Raw genomic sequence first — 18,747 nt, forward strand, 5'->3', positions numbered from 1 at the left:
TTAGGGAATATTGCTTTATTTTGACTTTGTTACTAAACACAAGCTGAAAATATGACTCCTCAAAATCTATTGATCATAATTATAGTTATACTCTGTTTTAATGAGTTATTAAGCAATCTATTGCTATGGCTCAACCTGAAAAACAGTCCGGCAAACTTACCACAAGCACTAGAGAGCTTGTATACAAATGATGAATATCAAAGGTCGTTAGCGTATAAAAAAGCAGTAGGGCATTTTTCATTGTTTACTGGCACCTTGAGTTTTGTAGTTACTTTGATGCTTATTGTTACTGGTGGGTTTGCGGTTGTGGCTGAGTGGGTCAACGGGCAAATAAATCATCCTATTGGACAAACAATGGCTTTTTTTGCGGTATTAATGCTCGCCAACGATGTCTTGACTTTGCCTTTTCAACTGTATAGTACATTTGTGATAGAAGAGCGCTTTGGGTTTAACAAAATCACCCCTAAAACATTTATCATTGACAAGGTCAAAGGGTATGTATTAGGAGGTATTTTGGGTGGTGTGTTAGGTTTTGCATTTTTATACCTTGTTGCCCAAATGCAACAGCAGTTTTGGGTGTATTTTTGGGTGGTTATTGCGGCGTTTATGGTGTTTATGAATATGTTTTATACCAGCCTTATTATGCCCTTGTTTAACAAGCTTACTCCGCTCGAAGAGGGCGAACTACGTACTGCAATAGAGCAGTACTGCCAAAAGGTAAGTTTCCCGCTTAATAATTTATTTGTAATAGATGGCTCCAAGCGGTCTACCAAAGCCAATGCATTTTTTAGTGGCATGGGTGCCAAAAAGAAAGTTGTATTATACGATACCTTGATTCAAAACCATAGTACCGAAGAGTTGGTAGCGGTATTGGCACACGAGGTAGGGCACTACAAAAAGAAACATATCCCAGTGAGCATGCTTATTTCGGTGTTGCAAATAGGGTTGGTTTTATTTATACTTTCGTGGTTTCTTTTTAATCCGGCATTGTCTCAGGCATTAGGAGCCTCATCGCTCAACATTGGGCTCAACCTTATGGCTTTTGGTTTTTTATACTCACCCATTTCCATGATCACTAGTTTATTCATGAATATTTTTTCCCGCAAAAACGAATACGAAGCCGATGCGTATGCTTGCACTACTTATAATAGCAAGGCACTTGCCAGTGCCCTCAAAAAACTATCGCGTGACAACCTAAGCAACCTAACTCCCCATCCGGCTTATGTGTTTTTCCATTATTCGCACCCACCATTGTTAACAAGGCTCAAAGCTATGCAAGAAGCTGATTAATACAATATTAGCGACTTGTCCAAGAAAGTATTGCCTGTTAGTGAGTTACCTGCTTGTTGCACCGATATACATCGGTATCTAAGGAATGGTGTAAAAATAAATTTCTATAGTAACGCTAAAATATTTTGTTGCTAGACGCGGTAAAAAATCGGCTAATAGCAGCGCTATTCGGCTATTTTTTAACAAAGTATAGCCTCAAAAGATGAGATTAAGAATGTAAATTTATTTTGGTACCATTCCTAAGGACTTAAAACTCACTGCTTGTTTCTTACAGAATAATTCGGGTATGAGGCATACGGTTTTGTAAGTGTTCAATAAACGCTTTACTAAACTGGTTGCCCTCAAGGTATAATTCTGTCAATTGGCGAAGCTCTAAAAACGAAGAAGGTAAGCTTGTGAGGTAATTTCTTTTGAGATTTAAATAGCGCAGATTTTTTAGTTGTCCGATGCTATCTGGCAGTATTTCCAGTTTGTTTTGTCCTAGCTCAAGCCATTCAAGCTTTTTTAGTTGTCCCAAGCTTGCGGGCAACTGGTGCAAGTAGTTACTGTCAAGATTTAAGTATTGCAATTTTTGTAATTTGCCAATGCTTTCAGGAATTACTTGTAATGCATTGGCGCACAGGTTCAGCATTTTGAGGTTGTGCAAACTTCCAATGGCATCGGGCAGGTGTTTTAGTTGTTCCAGAGCAAATAGTTCAAGTTTTTGCAAAGACTGCAGCGGTGCAAGTATGCCCTCTTCGAGGCAAAGAAATATTTTCAGAAATGTATTATTAAAATCGACATACAACTCTTTAGGAACACCCATCCCTTTTACAATCTGAAGCGCCATCCTTATATTAGTTTCCTCGTCGCTGTCTAGCAAGCACCTAATCTTATAAATATCTTGAGTAGTGTGCATCAACCTTTCAGGATGAGAGCCGCTATTTGTTAAAGCGCTATTCGATAAAGCTGTCATAAACACAAATTAATAAGTTCTATGGTTTCTTTTTCTAAACTATATCAAAGCCTGGTAAAGTGTGAAAACGTAAATAATTATTCTGAAATTTTTAGTTTTTTGATCCTTACCACAGGGCCAGGGCAATAGCTTTGATGGCAGGCAATGCAATTGTTTACCAGTAAATTGTATGCTTTCTTTTTATGTTTGGCTTTGTATATTTTTTGAGTATTGTCTACCATTAGTTGCGCCAATACTGTAAACTGTGGGGTTTTTACCTCAGCATCGGTAGGGGTAGCTACATGAATTGCTTTAAACTTCTTGAGCAACCGTGGTAGTTCTGATTGATTTACCACTGCTTTTTTGAGCAATCGCATGTCTTTATCCATTGCGCGCATTAACAGAGCCAATTCGCTGTCATCATTGGGGTACCTGCTACGGTCTTGTTCTGCCGCCAATTGCTTGAACAGTTTTTTATGGGGAGAAGAGCAATTGTAGTTTACTGCACCCAAAAAAATGATGATACTTACCAAAAGAAAAGATTTTTTCATACTAAACCGACAATTGAGGTGAGCATTGTGCTTGAACACTTCATAAGGTTTTTTTGCATGCTGCTTTGAATATTTTTCAACTAACAAACTTGATTACCAAGTTTGTTAGTCATTAAAGGATCCAACCGTAAGAGGGTATTTTATTTATCTGACATTAAAATAACTCCAGTGGCCTCAAAAGTATATTTTTTCTGTGGTTGATTAATTGCTTCAATCTCTTTTTTACTCTTTCCGGCGTCCTGTGCATAATGACGCAACTGAGCCACCGTAATTGTTTCTTTTTTGGCTACACCTTCAATTACTGCAGTTTTTCCGTCACAGTCTTTGGGTACAAAAAAACCATAGTCTTTGAAACGTATAAATAGCTTATCATTCTTATCGCCCATGTCCATTTTCATCCAACAGCCCTTTTTCTTACAAACAGCCAACACTTCCCCTTTAAGCTTTACTTTGCCACTTTTTTCTTTGGTCGCCAGAATTGTATACAACGACGAAGCATTTTGAGCTTTTTCAGGGGTTATTTTTTTTCCAAAGCGTTGCATGTTTTGAGCTTGGGCAAAGCAAATACTTATTGTGAAGAACAAGGCTACAACTAAAATATTTTTCATAAGCATGGTATTATTAATTTAAATGTAGTGAATGTCAATTTTTGTGTACAAATAGTACAGGTCTGATTTATAAAATGATGGGTGACTAATCTGTACAAAAATATAGAATATTAACGCAAATTTATTAAAAAGTCAGTAAATTTACTTGATTATTAGTAGTTTATGATAACAGACTTCAATCAAAAAACACAAAACATCGTTTCTTTGGTATGATTACTCATGTAACATGGCAAAAGATTTTATTTACAATGAACTTGTTTAAGGTTTATGCTTTGAGAGCAAAACTAGCTTTTTGAATTATTTGGAGAAACCTTAAACAAGTTCTATAACCCATCACAAGAAACAATGAGACAATTATACAAACTATGCATTTTTTCGGCGGTAATCGTTATGAGCTGTATGGCACACATTGCTCAAGCACAAGATACACCCGCTAAATTGCTTAAACAAGGTAAAGAAAAAAGCGCAGCTAAAGAATATAAGGCCGCGATTGCTTTGTTTGACCAGGCAATAAAACTTGACGGCAAGTTTAAACAAGCGTATTACCTTCGTGGTATGGCGTACTTTAAGCTTGAAGACTTTCAGGAAGCAGTAGCAGACTTTAATCGTATCATTGCCATTGATGCCAAACACGCGATGGCGTATGCAGGCAGAGCCCAGGTGAAGCATGAAGCAGGTGATAACGAAGGTGCTTGCGAAGACATAAAAAAAGCCGGCGAGTTAGGATTTGCAGAATCTAGTGTATATATAAAAAAGTATTGTCGCTAAAAGGTACTACACATTTAAAACAGGTGTAGTCAAAAACCATTGAGTATTAAATATGTTTTTTTTGAAATTAAATAGTTTATCATTTATAATCATCATCACTATTATTGTCGGGTGCATGTCTGGTCGCAAAGGAGCAGATGCCTATTTTAAATCGGGCAATATTAAATCGTATCAGGGAGACTACAAAGGAGCAGTGAAAGATTTTGGCAGAGCATTGAAAGTAAATCCATTGCATGCCAAGGCATACCTGGGGCGCTCTAATGTAAAGTATAACTTAAAAAACTACAGAGGAGCAATTGAAGATTGCAATACAGCCATACAACTCAATCCCGATTTGATAGACGCTTATTTTAATCTGGGTATTTCATATTATGAGCTCAAAAAATATAAAGAAGCAGTAAGCAAACTAAGTACATCTATTAGGCGTAAGCCAAACGACCCTGAAGCCTATTATATAAGAGGCAAAGCAAAAATGCACCTGGGCGATACACTGGGTGCTTGCAACGATTGGCAATATGCTGCCAGTATGAGCTATCTCAGGGCGGCAAAAATACAAAAGAAATATTGTACAGGTTTTAGTAAAAACGCTGCAATGGAAGAAGAAGCCCCAGCACAAGTAAGAGAAATAAGAGATAATAGGTAAAAACTTACTTAATATAAATAACGAATTTGGGCTGAAATTTGCTTTTGCAAAACAAAAATGACTTATTTGGGTATACTCAAAACGAGTAATCACTTTAATTAACCTTTTAAAATTAGCCGTAAAATACAGCGTTCCTATGTTATTAGACGATCTGCGAAATTTACGTAAGACGGTAGCTTCCGAGTCTATTCTTTTCTCATATCGGGGCGAAATTACCCAGGAATTAATGGTTTACTTTCTACGCATTGTAGATAAAAAACTGATTGGTTCTAAGGAAAGTCCCCTCATCAGAAGAAGAATACTCAATATTATGATCGAATCGTTGCAAAACGCGGTGAAACATGCCCGCGATTGGTACAACGAAAGCGAGATAGAACCAGAAAACGAAGCCATCTTTTTGCTGTCTCGTCGAGATGACAAGTATTTGCTGATCAATGGTAATGCTGTAAAAAACGATGTAAAACCTTTTATAGAGCGTAAAATAGAAAACATCAATAGCTTGAGCAGTGACAAGCAGCGTAAACTGTTTCGTAACATTATCAAGTATGGTGTGTATGGCTCTAAAGGTGGTGCCGGACTTGGCTTTGTTGACATGGCACGCAAATCTGGTGATTTAATTAATTTCGATTTTGAAGAAATCGACGAAAAATACTCTTATTTTACTTACCTTATTACACTTGACCGTAACTCTATTCCTGAGCCTGATCTTACCCCTAAACCCAATTCTGTATCTACAGTGTAAGCATCAACTGAGACACTTATTTGACCTAAACTCTTTGCCTATCACTGGCTTGGTTTTATAACAAATTATGGGCTCAACCGATAATTTCTCCATTATTATTTTCCCTTCTTAAAACTTTTACAATCTTTGTGACTTATTGTTGGATAGGCTACTCAAGGAGTGGGCTGTTTGTAAAGCACACCATTGTTTAGCTACTAAACCTATATCATGAGTAACATCAAAATTACCTTGCCCGACGGGAGCGTAAGAGAGTACCCCGCTGGAACTACCGGACACGAGATTGCCTTAAGCATAAGCGAAGGCTTGGCTCGTAATGTATTGACTGCCAAAGTAAATGGCGAAGTGTGGGAAAGTAGCCGACCCATTCATGAAGACGCTACCGTAAGCTTACTGACGTGGAAAGATGAGGATGGAAAACAAGCTTTTTGGCACTCTTCAGCCCACCTTTTGGCAGAAGCCATAGAAGCATTGTACCCTGGAACCAAGTTTGGTATTGGCCCCTCTATAGAAAGCGGTGGTTTTTATTATGATATTGATACAGGCGATGACGTGGTGATCAATGAAGAGGCTTTTCCTAAGATTGAAGCAAAAATGCTGGAACTAGCCAAGCAAAAGAACGAATTTGTACGTAAAGAAGTAAGCAAGGCTGAGGCCATTGAGTACTTTACCGAGAAAGGAGACGAGTACAAATTAGAGTTGATCGATCGTCTGGAAGATGGTACAATCACTTTTTATACCCAAGGTAATTTTACTGATTTGTGCCGTGGGGGACACATCCCCAGTACTGGGTTGATCAAAGCAGCCAAATTAACCAATGTGGCAGGAGCTTATTGGTTAGGGCAAACCGATCGTAAGCAGCTGACCCGTATATATGGCATCACTTTCCCTAAACAAAAAGAGCTGAAAGAACACTTGGCTTTGTTAGAGGAAGCCAAAAAACGCGATCACCGTAAATTGGGGAAAGAACTTGAGCTGTTTACTTTCTCTGAGCGAGTAGGCAAAGGTTTACCATTATGGTTGCCCAAAGGTACATTGTTGCGTGAGCGTTTAGAAAACTTTATGCGTAGGGCACAAATCAAAGCTGGATATTCGCCAGTAGTGACCCCACACATTGGTAGCAAAAAATTATACGAAACCTCTGGACACTGGGAGAAATATGGCGAAGATTCTTTTCAGCCTATAGCCACCCCACAAGAGGGAGAAGAGTTCATGCTTAAACCTATGAACTGCCCACACCATTGTGAGATTTATGCGTCGAAACCCCGCTCTTACAAAGACCTGCCTTTGCGTTTGGCAGAGTTTGGCACAGTGTACCGTTATGAGCAAAGCGGAGAATTGCATGGTTTGACCCGGGTACGTGGTTTTACCCAAGACGATGCGCATATTTTCTGTACACCAACGCAGGTAAAAGAAGAATTTGGAAAAGTAATTGACCTTGTACTGTATGTATTCAACGCCTTAGGTTTTGAAGATTACACCGCTCAAATTTCGTTACGTGACCCCGAAAATAAAAGCAAGTACTTTGGTAAAGATGAAGACTGGGAGCAGGCGGAGCAGGCTATTATTGATGTAGCGGCACAAAAAGGCTTAAAAACAGTGACCGAATTAGGCGAAGCAGCTTTTTATGGACCTAAGCTTGACTTTATGGTAAAAGATGCCCTGAAGCGTAAATGGCAACTGGGTACGGTACAGTTAGACTATCAATTGCCCGATCGTTTTGAGTTAGAATACATTGGTAGTGACAATGAGCGTCATCGTCCAGTAATGATTCACCGTGCACCATTTGGTTCATTGGAGCGTTTTATTGCCGTATTAACTGAACACTGTGCGGGTAAGTTTCCATTGTGGTTGGCTCCTGAGCAAATCGCTATCTTGCCTATTTCGCAAAAGTTTCATGAGTATGCACAAGAGGTCTACGCCCAACTCGAAGAAAACGACATTCGTGGTTATATAGATGAGCGTGCTGAAACCACCGGAAAGAAAATTGCCGAAGCAGAAGTGAAAAAGATTCCTTTTATGCTGATTGTAGGAGAACGCGAAGCCGAAGAAGGCAAAGTGTCTATTCGTAAGCAAGGCGAAGGCAATCTGGGAAGTATTACACTAGAAGAGTTTATCCAGAACTTTAAAGCAGAAACCAATGCTGTGATGAAGTTTTCATAGACCAAATCATAGTCAATCAATAATATATACACACCTATTTGAATGTTTTATGGGCATTCAAACAGGTGTTTTTTTATGTTGAATGTAAGAACTATAAAAGTTAAAAAAATAGTGATTCACAAAATCCATTGTATTTTTGTGAGCACCAAATAGAGGGTAAATATGGTTTAAGAAGTGTATTTTATGAAATTGATCAAGGCTCATTGGTACTTATTAGTGGCTGTTGCCGTAGCTGTAGCGCTACAACTATACAGTACCCAATGTGCGCCTGGCATTACCTACGATTCTAACCAATACCTTGCCTCTGCTAAAAGTTTTGCCAAGAATTATACCCTACTCCATGCTGATGACACCCCTCATATAGATCATGTCCCCCTTTATTCCTTAATTTTATCTTTGCTGGGTGAACACCGTTTGCAATTGTCAAAATATTTGAATACCGTTTGTCTGGTAAGTATTTTATGGAGTTTCATTTACCTGTGTCGCCAAACCTTGCCTAGTTACGTCAGTAAAATACTCTTTGCGTTGAGCCTGGGCATAGCCACCCCTCTGCAGCTTATTCATCATTTTATTTGGTCAGAACCCTTATTTGTGGCTTTAATAGGTTGGTTGATGGTGTTGTTGTATAAATACCAGCGCCAACCTCAAGCACGATATTATTGGGCAATGATAGTAGTAAGTTTCATTATGTGTTTGCAACGCAATCCTGGTATTTTTTTGGTAGCAGGCATTACCTTATCTCTTTGGTTTTTTACAAAAACAGGCTTTTGGCGAACTGTTTTATATGGAGTTTTGGCAGTGTCGGGTTGGGTTATATGGACTTTGGTAGGGATGCAAATTGCCAAGGAGGGGCTACACCCTGCAGCGTATAACATTTTTGGGAACATTTTAGTTAAACAAAACCTTGATCATTACCTCAATGCGGTAAGCGCCTGGTTCATACCTGTCACGGTTCCTTTGTGGGTGAGAGGGGGGGGATTTATTGTGGGTATACTTGTAGTGTTTTGGTGGATGAAAAAACGAAAATTGAAGTTAGATAACTTTACCTTGATGTTATTGGTTGTTGCCATAGTATACATTGTTTTCCTACAGTTAACCGAACGCATCAGTTTTCATGAAACAGAACGTTATGCTGCGGTGGTTTTCCCATTGTTATGGGGGGTGTTTTTTCAAGTGTATTACACTATAAGTCAATCTTTTTCTTCTACAAAACAGTGGCTAATGAACATACTACTAGTGCTATGGTTGAGTTATCCATTGCTTCGTACTGCCAAAAATATTCATTTATGGCAAAAAAGAGCGTGTCAGCCAACTTACATACGCCAACAGACCAATGACCCTAAAATGATTTTTTACAACGAAACAAATAAAGATAAAAAATAAGCTTTTTTTAAACAATCATGAGATCAGTAGACGAAGCAATACGTGTAATATTAGATCATCCTATAGATTTAGCAGTAGAAACCTGTTCCACTTCAAAGGCTTTGGGGAGAATATTGAGAGAAGAAATAAAAGCAGATAGAGATTTTCCTCCTTTTGACCGGGTAACTATGGATGGTATAGCCATCAACTATGAAGACTGGAAAAAAGGGCAAACAAAATTTTTGGTAATAGGAGTACAAACTGCGGGGAGCCCACCTCTTGAGATTGCAGTTGACAATGCAGCCCTGGAGATTATGACCGGAGCCATGCGCCCTGAAGGAGCAAGTGCTGTGATTCCAGTAGAAGAAATAGTGTTTGAAGAGGGACAAGATGGACAACGATATGCTACCATTACTGCTGAAAACATAACACTGAATCAAAATATACACCAACAAGGCAAAGATCGTAAGGCAGGAGACGTATTAGTACCAGCCAATACAACTATAGATCATGCTGAAATAGCAGTAGCAGTAACTGTAGGGAAAACGGAGCTAAAAGTGACTTGTCAGCCCAAAGTAGCGATTGTATCTACCGGCAATGAATTGGTAGATACCCACGAATCCCCGGCTCCTTATCAGATCAGGCGTTCTAATAGTTATGCGTTGTCTGCTGCACTTGCCAATAGAGGCATTCAGGCGCAACTTTGGCACCTACCCGACGACCAAACATTAATAAAAGAACAATTGACGTCAATTTTTCATGAGTTTGATATAATTATCACCAGTGGGGGAGTGTCTAAAGGGAAAAAAGATTATGTACCTACCGTGATGGAACAACTCAATGTAGAGAAACTATTTCATCGAGTAAAACAACGTCCTGGCAAGCCAATGTGGTTTGGCAAAAAAGACAACAAGGTATTGTTTGGGCTACCGGGTAACCCTGTATCAACTTTAGTGGGTTTATTTAAATATGTAATCCCTTATTTAGATAAAATAGAAGGGAGAACAACCAACCCTGTTAGGTACGCCAAGTTAGGACAGGACTTTAAGTTTGATAGAAATTTAACTTATTTCTTGTCTGTAAACGTAATTAACAAAGAGGGTGAATTATGGGCGAATCCAGTGCCTGGACACGGTTCAGGCGACTTTGCCAACCTTTTGGAGTGCAACGCATTTTTAGAATTACCCGAAAATCAACAAAACTTTTTGGCAGGAAGTGTTTACCCTTTGATACCTTTTCGCAATATATAGTAAAAGATACTGGTGATAAGTGATACTGCTATGAGGTAGTGTATATATTTAAATTTAAAAGAAAAGATTAAAGTTTTATTATAAAACCAATATGGAAGAGAAGAAAGTTTTTGTAAATCCCATTGACAAAGATAAAATTACCGAAAACCCAAGTACTTTGCCTTATGCACACACAGTAGGAGGTTTTAAAATAGAGCCTACTAAAAAAGGGCAAATCAAAGGGCAGGCAATTGCAGCTATGGAAGAACAAACCGATATGCAATTGGCGCAAATACAAAAGCAAGTAGAATTGCTGGCGGTTCAGGCAAAAAAAATTCAAGAAAGGGTAGACATATCAAGAACCATCTACAACGCTGAGATGAGCTTTACACCATTGATTGGTAGATTATATCACCTATATCAGCGCAAAAATCAACAATACTTACTTTCAATTATAGCACCCAACGAATGGCGGGATAATATGCCCTATGAAAGGTTCGTTGCTTCAGTAAGGTTGTTAGCCGACCATACCTGGGAAGTATTAGATTAATTTACTGCTTAGGAATTGGCATAGTTTGTTTGGTACATTACCTGTTTGCAAACCCGTGCCTCATCATTTTTGTTTTTAAATAAATTAGTTAAATCCAATTTTGAGGGGCATTCCAACAACATCAATTACTCAGTTTCGTACTGACTAGTAATTAAATGTTTAAAGAAATATTGTTTTTTCTGTTTTTTTTACAGTTAAGCAAGTGTCTTTGAGTCACTGTTTTTTAAACTTAAACCCACAAATCTTACAATGATAAGTTTATCAAAGCCATTGAAGGGCTTTTCAAAGTTTAGCTTCTTTTTACTGTGCCAATTCCTTATTTTTTCCAGCCTGCAGGCACAACATCAAGAACCCGTAGTAATAGATGTTTTTCCTGGTTTTAATAATTCCAGTAACCCCAGTGAACTCACCGCAATTGGTGACAAACTAATCTTTAATGCTACTGGCTCAGGAGTAGGAAAAGAGCCACACATTAGTGATGGTACGGTGCCTAATACTGGTATCTTGTCAGATATTTTTGCTAGTTCTAACAGTTCTAGCGCAAGTTATTTTACTGAGTTTAGCACTGGAGGACAAACCTACGCCTACTATTTTGCCAACGATGGCACCAACTCTGGTGCTTTGTATCGAACCAATATGGCAACTGGCACCACAGAGTTTGTCGAGAATGTAAACCCCACAGGAAGCCCCAGTCCAAACCAGGGAGCAGGTAATGGAGAGTTTTTGGTTAATGTAAATGGTACATTGTTTTTTGCTGGGCAACACCCCTTAAAACGACAAGAACTTTTTAAAAGTGATGGAACAGTAGGCGGAGCCTCATTAGTAAAAGATATTAACAATACAAAAGTTGGCGGAGGAGTGGGTGGTCCAGCAGACCCTACCATTCCTTCAAACCCCGAAAACCTTACCAATATTAACGGAACCCTGTTTTTTACAGCAGATGCTGATTTTGATGGGGGAGGATCCTCAATAAACCGTGAGCTGTGGGTAAGTGATGGAACAGAAGCTGGTACGCAGATGGTGTTAGATATTAACCCTGGTGGTAGCTCCAATCCCAGTAATTTGGTAGAGAAAGATGGACTTTGCTACTTTTTAGCAGACGATGGCACTGGTACCGCCCTTTGGAAAAGTGATGGAACTCCCGGAAATACTTCAAAAATCACTTTCCCTGCAGGCACCACAGTAGATGCTAACGCAGGCTTGGTAAATTCTAACAATATCTTATTTTTTGCGGCAAACGATGCCACTGACGGTACAGAACTTTGGATCAGCCCGGATGGTTCTACTGTAGGGCGCTTGAAAGATATTTTTCCTGGAACCAGCAGCTCTAATCCTACCGGCTTTGTAGATGTTGGAGGTATATGTTACTTCTCAGCAGTAGGCGAAACTACAGGTGCTGAGCTATGGAAAAGTAACGGTACCGCCCCAGGTACTGTTTTAGTAAAAGACATCCAACCAGGTTCTTTCCCGTCAAGCCCACAAAACCTCACCGCTGTACGAGGGTTGGTAAATGGAGCCACTAAGTCTATAGTATATTTCACCGCTTTTAGAGGAGATAAAGGAATAGAACTTTTTAAAAGCGATGGTACAGATGCTGGAACAGTATTAGTAAAAGATATTAACCCATTGACTGCCTCAGGAGCATCTAAAATTACTGGATTAACGGCTGTACGAGTAAAGCCTGACAAAGACGGACTTTTCTTTGCTGGTTTTGACGGTGATCAGAATATAGGTACCGAGCTCTGGTATGCCAAGCCTTGCCCCACGGCCTCTCTTACTTATGGAACCCTCTCGATATGTAAAAATGCAGGCTGTGCTTCACCCACTCTTACAGGTGAAGATGGCGAGGATGTTTCTGGGGGTACTTATACAATTAATCCTACTGGTTTGCCTATTGATGCCTCTACCGGAGAGCTTTGCCCCAATGCAGGGGTGGCATCAGGAGCTTACACTATTACATACAAGGTAACTAAGGGCATTTGTGATATTGAAGCCAAATACACAATCACCGTAGTAGATGGAGGGAGTAGCTCAAGCCTTCAGGTAAGTTCGTTTGCCACAGGTTTCAATTTTAATGTTGACCCAAGCGATGGCAGTAACGGTAACGAAACCACCTCTGATGCTCCTGCTGGAATGGTAAAATCTCCTGATGGAGTATATTTGTATGTATCAGATGAAAGGAATCATGTAATTAAAAAAGTTCGGGTATCTGATAGTACTGTTTCAATTGTAGCTGGAAGCGTAGGAGCCAGTGGTTTGGTGAATGACCCAGTAGGTACTAATGCCCGCTTTAATCACCCTTCTGGTTTAGCTATTGACGATGCAGGAATACTGTATGTAGCAGACAAAGACAACCATGTCATTCGTGCTATAGCTAACCCTGATGGAGCAGCTACAGTTACTACAGTAGCTGGTGATGGCACTAGTGGTGATGCAATAGGTGCTTCTACTTCAGCTCGTTTTCGTGAACCTTCTGATGTAGCTGTAGATTTTTCAGGTAATTTATATGTGGCTGATAAAAACAATCATAAAATCAAAAAAGTTGATTTAAATACCAATACAGTGTCTATTTTGGCAGGACCAGCGGTAGGCACAGTCTTTCCGGCAGGTGCAACTGATGGAACCGCCAGCATCGCCCGTTTTTTCTTTCCTACCAGCATTGCTCTTGACCGTTCAGGTAACCTTTTTGTGGCAGATCGTCACAATAACATCATTCGTCAAGTAGCCACTTCCAGTGGCGCTACTTCTACTTATGCTGGTGACATTTCTCAAACAAATGCTTTGTACGTAGATGGTGCGGCAGCCTCTGCTCGTTTCAATCACCCCACAGGCATTACAGTAGATATGGTAGGGAACGTGTATGTAGCTGATACCCGAAACCAAGTGATTCGTAAGATTAGCGGAGGGCAGGTCACTACTATTGCTGGTATAGCCAATGACAGAGGGTTAACGAATGGAACTGCTCAGGCAGCTAAATTTAATTACCCAGGCAGTATTTATGCCGATTTGGAACAAAATATTTATGTAGGTGATAAGGTAAATCAAATAGTTCGACGATACTATATCAGTAACCCAAGCGGATTTGTGACTACTGGTCGAGCAGTTTGTGCAAGTGTTGCCGGAAACCTTACCTTACAAGACGCCACTGGAACAGTTACAAAGTGGGAATCGTCTACTGATGGAACCACCTGGACAGAAGTTCCAAGCTCAGCAGGACTCACTACTTTACCTTTCTCAAATTTGACTTCCAATACTTTTTTCAGGGCTTTTGTACAAAACGGAGCCTGCGCTGCGGAGGCTTCTAACTATGCCGTACTGCTCATAGGAGGACCTAGTGCCCCAACTTCTGGGGGAGATCAGTCTAGGTGTGGTACAGGTACGGTTGATTTAACCGCCACTGGTTCAAGCGATGGCAATTACCGTTGGTATTTAGCCGCTACCGGTGGTACTTCACAGGGTACTAATGCTACTTTTACTACACCAAGCCTTGCTGCGGGCAGCCATACTTTCTATGTAGCCATAGCTGGGGCTACCTGCGAAAGCGCCCGTGTTCCGATAAACGTGACCGTAAATGCAGATCCTACTCCGGCAGTGGCAGGAGCCACCACTGCTTGTCCTGCTCAAACAGAGACTTATACTACTACCAACAATGCCGGAAATACCTATAATTGGGAAGTAACCAATGGTACCATTACCACAGGTCAGGGTACTGCCTCGGCTACGGTAGAATGGGGAACGCCTGGAGCAGCCACTGTAAAGGTAACCGAAACCACTCCTGATGGTTGTGTTGTTACGACAGCTGACTATGCTGTGACTATCAATGGCGCATCTGCTGAGCCTACAGTAACCAACGGGTCAAACTGTGGTACAGGTACTGTAAACCTAAGCGCGGGTGGAGCTACCGGACCAATGAAATATCGCTGGTATGATGCTGCTACGGGTGGCAATATGTTGAAAGAATCAGCCAATGCTGCTGACCCTAATTTTACAACACCTTCTATTGCCACCACAACAAGTTATTTTGTAAGTATTATCAACGGCACCTGTGAAAGTGATAGGGTAGAGGTCATTGCAACTATTTTTCCGGGGACACCCGCTGACCCTACAGCAGCCGCTACACCTGACACTCGATGTGGAGCTGGAAATGCCGACTTTACTGCCTCAGGTTTGGCAGCCAGTGGAGAAACTTATCGTTGGTATGATGCATCTACTGGAGGAAACTTGCTACAGGATGATGCTTCTCCAAACTTTTCAATTGGAGTAACTGCTACTACTACTTATTATGTAAGCATTAATAACAATGCTTGTGGAGGCGAAAGTAATCGGGTACCTGTAACTGTGACTGTTACAAGTTCAGGTGGAACTCCTCCTAATGTAACCAATCAGTCTCGCTGTGGTACAGGTGACATTGTTTTGACAGCAGCAAAAGCAGATGCTACTGCCCCTGCTGCCGGAGAAGAGTTTAGGTGGTATGATGCAGCAACCGCAGGAACTTTACTGGAAAGTAACACGGGTTCTTTTACTATTACAAACTTATCAACTACCAGTAGCTACTATGTAAGCTTTTATAATGGAAGTTGTGAAACCGACCGGGTAGAGGTGACTGCCACTATAGAACAGTTGCCTACGCCTGCCGTTGTTGATGCTTCAAGGTGTGAAGCTGGTACTGTGACCCTTACTGCCAATGGCGCGGGTGCAGGGCAAGTCTACAAATGGTATTTAGACGCTTCTACTACATCGCATTTGAAATTGTCAGCTGACGAAAACGACAATACCTATACTACCCCAAGTCTTGCTTCCACCCGTGATTTTTACGTGGCAATTGCCAAGGCTGATGGCTCTTGTGAAGGTAGCCGCTCTAAGGTAACAGCCATTATCAATAGTGCAGGTACTTCACCAACAGCTCCTACAGCAGTGGCTATTCCAGCTGCACGCTGTGGCGCAGGAACATTTTTACTGGATGCTTCTGGAGCTACTGGAGGGCAAGTTTACAAATGGTATGATGCTGATCAGACTACCTTACTTAAAACCAGTACAGACCATTTAGATACTACATTTACTACGCCTTCTGTTGGTGCTACTAAAAGTTTTTATGTAAGTATATTGGATGCAAGCTGCGGAAACACAGAAAGCACACTTACTCAGGTAGATGCAACTGTAAGTGCAGGTGTGGCTGACCCCGTAGCAACTGCTGGCGAAAACTGTGGACCTGGTACAGTGACACTATCGGCTACAGGAGGAGTTGATGGGCAATACCGTTGGTATGATAACCCAACTAGTACCACAAGTTTGGGGCAAAACTCAAGCTTTACTACTCCAAGTCTTACTGCCACTACTACTTATTATGTAAGTTTATTTAATGGCACTTGCGAAACTGACCGTGTACCGGTAGTAGCAACGATTAATGCCAACCCTACCCCGACAATTTCAGGAACTAACCTTGCCTGTACTGGAACTACAGTTACTTATAACGCCGGAAGCACAGGCAACACTTATGTTTGGAATGTTACAGGGGGAACCATTCAATCAGGAGCTGGTACTGCATCCATCACTGTAGATTGGGGCGTGGGTACTGTAGGCTCTATTACCTTGGATGAGAGTATTGGAGGATGTACCGCACAAATTGTGAAGAATATTAGCATCAAACCTGTGCCCACTCCTGCTTTAGTAGGAATTGTAGGAAACTGTATCGCAGAACAAACTACCTATTCTACGGCAGCAGTATCAGGAAACACTTATACCTGGACAGTCAATGGAGGTACAGTAGCTTCGGGGCAAGGTACTAATTCTATTACCGTAACCTGGGGCACTTCAGGCGCTAAATCGATAAGTGTAGAAGAGGATAATGGAGCTTGTAAAGTAACAGCAAGCGCCAATGTAAACCCAACCCCTGTAATTACAGGAGCTACTACTGCTTGCCAGAACGTAGCTGGAACCATTTACTCTACCCCCAACAATGCTGGCAATACCTATAATTGGGTGATTACAGGTGGAACTATAGACAATGGGGCAGGTACTCATCAGATTTCGGTCACCTGGACTGATGCTACAGCCGGAACCCTTACATTGACTGAGACCGACCCACTGGCATGTGCTACCACCACGGCAACATTCAATGTTTCTATTTTTACCAAACCTACAGCTCCAACTGTTACTGGTGATATGAATATCTGTGCGTTTACTACTGGTACCACTTATGAAGCTACTTATACTATTACTTCGCCAGATGCTAACTACATATACTCTTGGAGCATAGTAAATGCCAGTGATGGACAAATAGTGTCTACTAACACGGCTGATTCTACTGAGGTAAAAATCAGGTGGAGCAATAATTTACCGTTTAGTGGGTTAGATGTAGCTGACGCGAAATTTAGAGTATTGGCCAAAATCAAAAGTACGAACTGTAGTGGAGATTTTAATGAGCAAACGGTTACTGTAAAACGTACACCAATAAAACCTCAATTAACTGATAATACTGACTCTGTGTATGTGAATAATGTAAGAACCTATGCGCTTACCACCAATAATACAGGGAGTACTTATGCCTGGACAGTAACGGGAGGAACGATTCAATCGGGTGCTGGTACCAACCAAATTACTGTAAAGTGGGCGGCTACTGCCGGTACAGGCGAAGTATACGCCAAAGAGATAGTAACCAATACCAATTGTGAAAACTTCTCAGATACAGCCAGGGTAAGCATTTTCCCTTATAGTATTACTGCAAGTGCTTTATCACCTCAAATTTGCGAGGGTGGGCAAGTAAGACTCAAAGGAGTGGATGCCAACGCTGCGAAATTTGAGTGGTATGATGCTTCAACTGGTGGTACCAAACTGGGAGAGTCTACCAATAGTGGGTTGTCATCTGATACCTTACGAATTACGCAAAATAATTTAGGTAATTTTATTTACTACGTCACTCCTGTCACAGCGTCTGGAGCCAAAGGAGCTGATGATTCTGCTGGAGACAATGCCCGTATTCCAGTAGTATTTGATGTGGTAGTAAACGATCCTACTAACTTTACAATTGTAGGCGATACTACCAATGCTCAAAACTGTACGCCTAATGGAGCTGGTGGTGGAGCAGTAGCACTTACCACAGTTTCGGGAGGTTTTGGTGGAGCACCTTATACCTATCTTTGGACTAAGACAGGTGATGCTGCTTATAATGCTACTACAAAAGACATTACAGATTTGACTCCGGGGACTTATAATGTACAGGTGACCGATGCAGGAGGGTGTACTTCTAACATTATTTCTTTCCTTATAGAAGATAGACGTCAATATGTAACTGATGCTAAGATCACTCCTACAAGTTCTGGAAGCTTACTGGTAAACTCAGTAGGAGATACTGCTACCATTACAGTGGGCGAGTCAGTTATACTGGCTGCTACTGCTACCGATGCGGCTACTTTTGCCTGGACGGCAGATACCGATGCCGATGTGGCAAATATTTCGGATGCTACATTAGGAGCACCTACAATGACTCCTAAGCAAACGACGCGTTATTCAGTATTACTAGCCAATAGTAAAGGATGTGATACTACGGTATCAGTTGTAGTAAGGGTTCTAAGTTTTCAGGTATTTGTACCTACTATGTTTACCCCTAACAATGATCAGAAAAATGATTTGTTCCAGGTCTTTGGCAACCAAGTAGAAACATTGGGCATAAAAGTGTATAACCGGGAAGGCAAATTGGTATATGAAAGTAATGATAAGGCGGAGTTTTTGGGAAGCGACGAATTTGGAATAAAAACAAGTGAGACTCAAAACAAAGGTTGGGATGGAACCTTTGAAGAAAAACCGTTGCCTAAAGGAAATTATGTATGGTATTTGACAGGAAAGTTTAAAAATGGCGTAGAAATTAAAAAATCGGGCAACGTGCTGTTGGTACGATAATGTATATAAAGAAT

General features: G+C 40.8%; 12 protein-coding genes. 9 read left to right on the forward strand and 3 right to left on the reverse strand.

What is annotated here, in order from left to right; genetic code table 11:
* Positions 1 to 51: 51 nt before the first annotated feature.
* On the forward strand, positions 52 to 1,290 hold the full coding sequence (locus tag Q0954_RS14075) for a M48 family metallopeptidase (protein WP_299457881.1): 1,239 nt from the start codon (positions 52 to 54) through the stop codon (positions 1,288 to 1,290).
* Positions 1,291 to 1,558: 268 nt separating this feature from the next.
* On the opposite strand, the gene Q0954_RS14080 is transcribed toward Q0954_RS14075, so the two are convergent.
* The 3 genes from Q0954_RS14080 to Q0954_RS14090 form a co-directional block, all read right to left on the reverse strand.
* Positions 1,559 to 2,188 carry a hypothetical protein gene (locus Q0954_RS14080; protein WP_299457883.1) on the reverse strand — a complete coding sequence of 210 codons (630 nt, stop codon included), beginning with the start codon at positions 2,186 to 2,188 and terminating at the stop codon, positions 1,559 to 1,561.
* A 134-nt stretch (positions 2,189 to 2,322) separates the two neighbouring features.
* The gene (locus Q0954_RS14085) at positions 2,323 to 2,775 is read right to left on the reverse strand and encodes a hypothetical protein (protein WP_299457884.1); all 453 of its coding nucleotides are present in this window, start codon (positions 2,773 to 2,775) and stop codon (positions 2,323 to 2,325) included.
* Positions 2,776 to 2,915: 140 nt separating this feature from the next.
* Positions 2,916 to 3,383 carry a DUF4920 domain-containing protein gene (locus tag Q0954_RS14090; RefSeq protein WP_299457886.1) on the reverse strand — a complete coding sequence of 156 codons (468 nt, stop codon included), beginning with the start codon at positions 3,381 to 3,383 and terminating at the stop codon, positions 2,916 to 2,918.
* Between the two features lie 345 nt (positions 3,384 to 3,728).
* Here Q0954_RS14090 and Q0954_RS14095 point away from each other — a divergent pair, with 345 nt between their 5' ends.
* The 8 genes from Q0954_RS14095 (at position 3,729) to Q0954_RS14130 (ending at position 18,733) form a co-directional block, all read left to right on the forward strand.
* The gene (locus tag Q0954_RS14095) at positions 3,729 to 4,151 is read left to right on the forward strand and encodes a tetratricopeptide repeat protein (RefSeq protein ID WP_299457888.1); all 423 of its coding nucleotides are present in this window, start codon (positions 3,729 to 3,731) and stop codon (positions 4,149 to 4,151) included.
* A gap of 52 nt (positions 4,152 to 4,203) precedes the next feature.
* A complete protein-coding gene (locus Q0954_RS14100) occupies positions 4,204 to 4,794 on the forward strand; it encodes a tetratricopeptide repeat protein (RefSeq protein WP_299457889.1) in 591 nt (196 codons plus the stop codon).
* 136 nt (positions 4,795 to 4,930) lie between these two features.
* The gene (locus Q0954_RS14105; RefSeq protein WP_299457890.1) at positions 4,931 to 5,536 is read left to right on the forward strand and encodes a SiaB family protein kinase; all 606 of its coding nucleotides are present in this window, start codon (positions 4,931 to 4,933) and stop codon (positions 5,534 to 5,536) included.
* A gap of 207 nt (positions 5,537 to 5,743) precedes the next feature.
* A complete protein-coding gene (gene thrS / locus Q0954_RS14110; protein WP_299457891.1) occupies positions 5,744 to 7,696 on the forward strand; it encodes a threonine--tRNA ligase in 1,953 nt (650 codons plus the stop codon).
* 183 nt (positions 7,697 to 7,879) lie between these two features.
* Entirely contained in the window at positions 7,880 to 9,079 is a 1,200-nt protein-coding gene (locus Q0954_RS14115; RefSeq protein WP_299457893.1) for a hypothetical protein, read from the forward strand.
* Positions 9,080 to 9,096: 17 nt separating this feature from the next.
* On the forward strand, positions 9,097 to 10,308 hold the full coding sequence (locus Q0954_RS14120; protein ID WP_299457895.1) for a molybdopterin molybdotransferase MoeA: 1,212 nt from the start codon (positions 9,097 to 9,099) through the stop codon (positions 10,306 to 10,308).
* 91 nt (positions 10,309 to 10,399) lie between these two features.
* Entirely contained in the window at positions 10,400 to 10,837 is a 438-nt protein-coding gene (locus Q0954_RS14125) for a DUF2452 domain-containing protein (protein ID WP_002701479.1), read from the forward strand.
* A 249-nt stretch (positions 10,838 to 11,086) separates the two neighbouring features.
* Positions 11,087 to 18,733, forward strand: a complete 7,647-nt coding sequence (locus Q0954_RS14130; protein WP_299457899.1) for an ELWxxDGT repeat protein — start codon at positions 11,087 to 11,089, stop codon at positions 18,731 to 18,733.
* Positions 18,734 to 18,747 lie beyond the last annotated feature (14 nt).

Origin of the sequence: uncultured Microscilla sp. (assembly GCF_947493425.1) — a bacterium.
Classification (GTDB): domain Bacteria; phylum Bacteroidota; class Bacteroidia; order Cytophagales; family Microscillaceae; genus Microscilla.

Bases quoted from the DNA above. Each gene is read 5' to 3' on its own strand.
- Q0954_RS14125 (WP_002701479.1), top strand. From the start codon at position 10,400: ATGGAAGAGAAGAAAGTTTTTGTAAATCCCATTGACAAAGATAAAATT.
- Q0954_RS14105 (WP_299457890.1), top strand. From the start codon at position 4,931: ATGTTATTAGACGATCTGCGAAATTTACGTAAGACGGTAGCTTCCGAG.
- Q0954_RS14090 (WP_299457886.1), bottom strand. From the start codon at position 3,383: ATGAAAAATATTTTAGTTGTAGCCTTGTTCTTCACAATAAGTATTTGC.
- thrS (WP_299457891.1), top strand. From the start codon at position 5,744: ATGAGTAACATCAAAATTACCTTGCCCGACGGGAGCGTAAGAGAGTAC.
- Q0954_RS14115 (WP_299457893.1), top strand. From the start codon at position 7,880: ATGAAATTGATCAAGGCTCATTGGTACTTATTAGTGGCTGTTGCCGTA.
- Q0954_RS14120 (WP_299457895.1), top strand. From the start codon at position 9,097: ATGAGATCAGTAGACGAAGCAATACGTGTAATATTAGATCATCCTATA.
- Q0954_RS14080 (WP_299457883.1), bottom strand. From the start codon at position 2,188: ATGCACACTACTCAAGATATTTATAAGATTAGGTGCTTGCTAGACAGC.
- Q0954_RS14130 (WP_299457899.1), top strand. From the start codon at position 11,087: ATGATAAGTTTATCAAAGCCATTGAAGGGCTTTTCAAAGTTTAGCTTC.
- Q0954_RS14075 (WP_299457881.1), top strand. From the start codon at position 52: ATGACTCCTCAAAATCTATTGATCATAATTATAGTTATACTCTGTTTT.
- Q0954_RS14085 (WP_299457884.1), bottom strand. From the start codon at position 2,775: ATGAAAAAATCTTTTCTTTTGGTAAGTATCATCATTTTTTTGGGTGCA.
- Q0954_RS14095 (WP_299457888.1), top strand. From the start codon at position 3,729: ATGAGACAATTATACAAACTATGCATTTTTTCGGCGGTAATCGTTATG.
- Q0954_RS14100 (WP_299457889.1), top strand. From the start codon at position 4,204: ATGTTTTTTTTGAAATTAAATAGTTTATCATTTATAATCATCATCACT.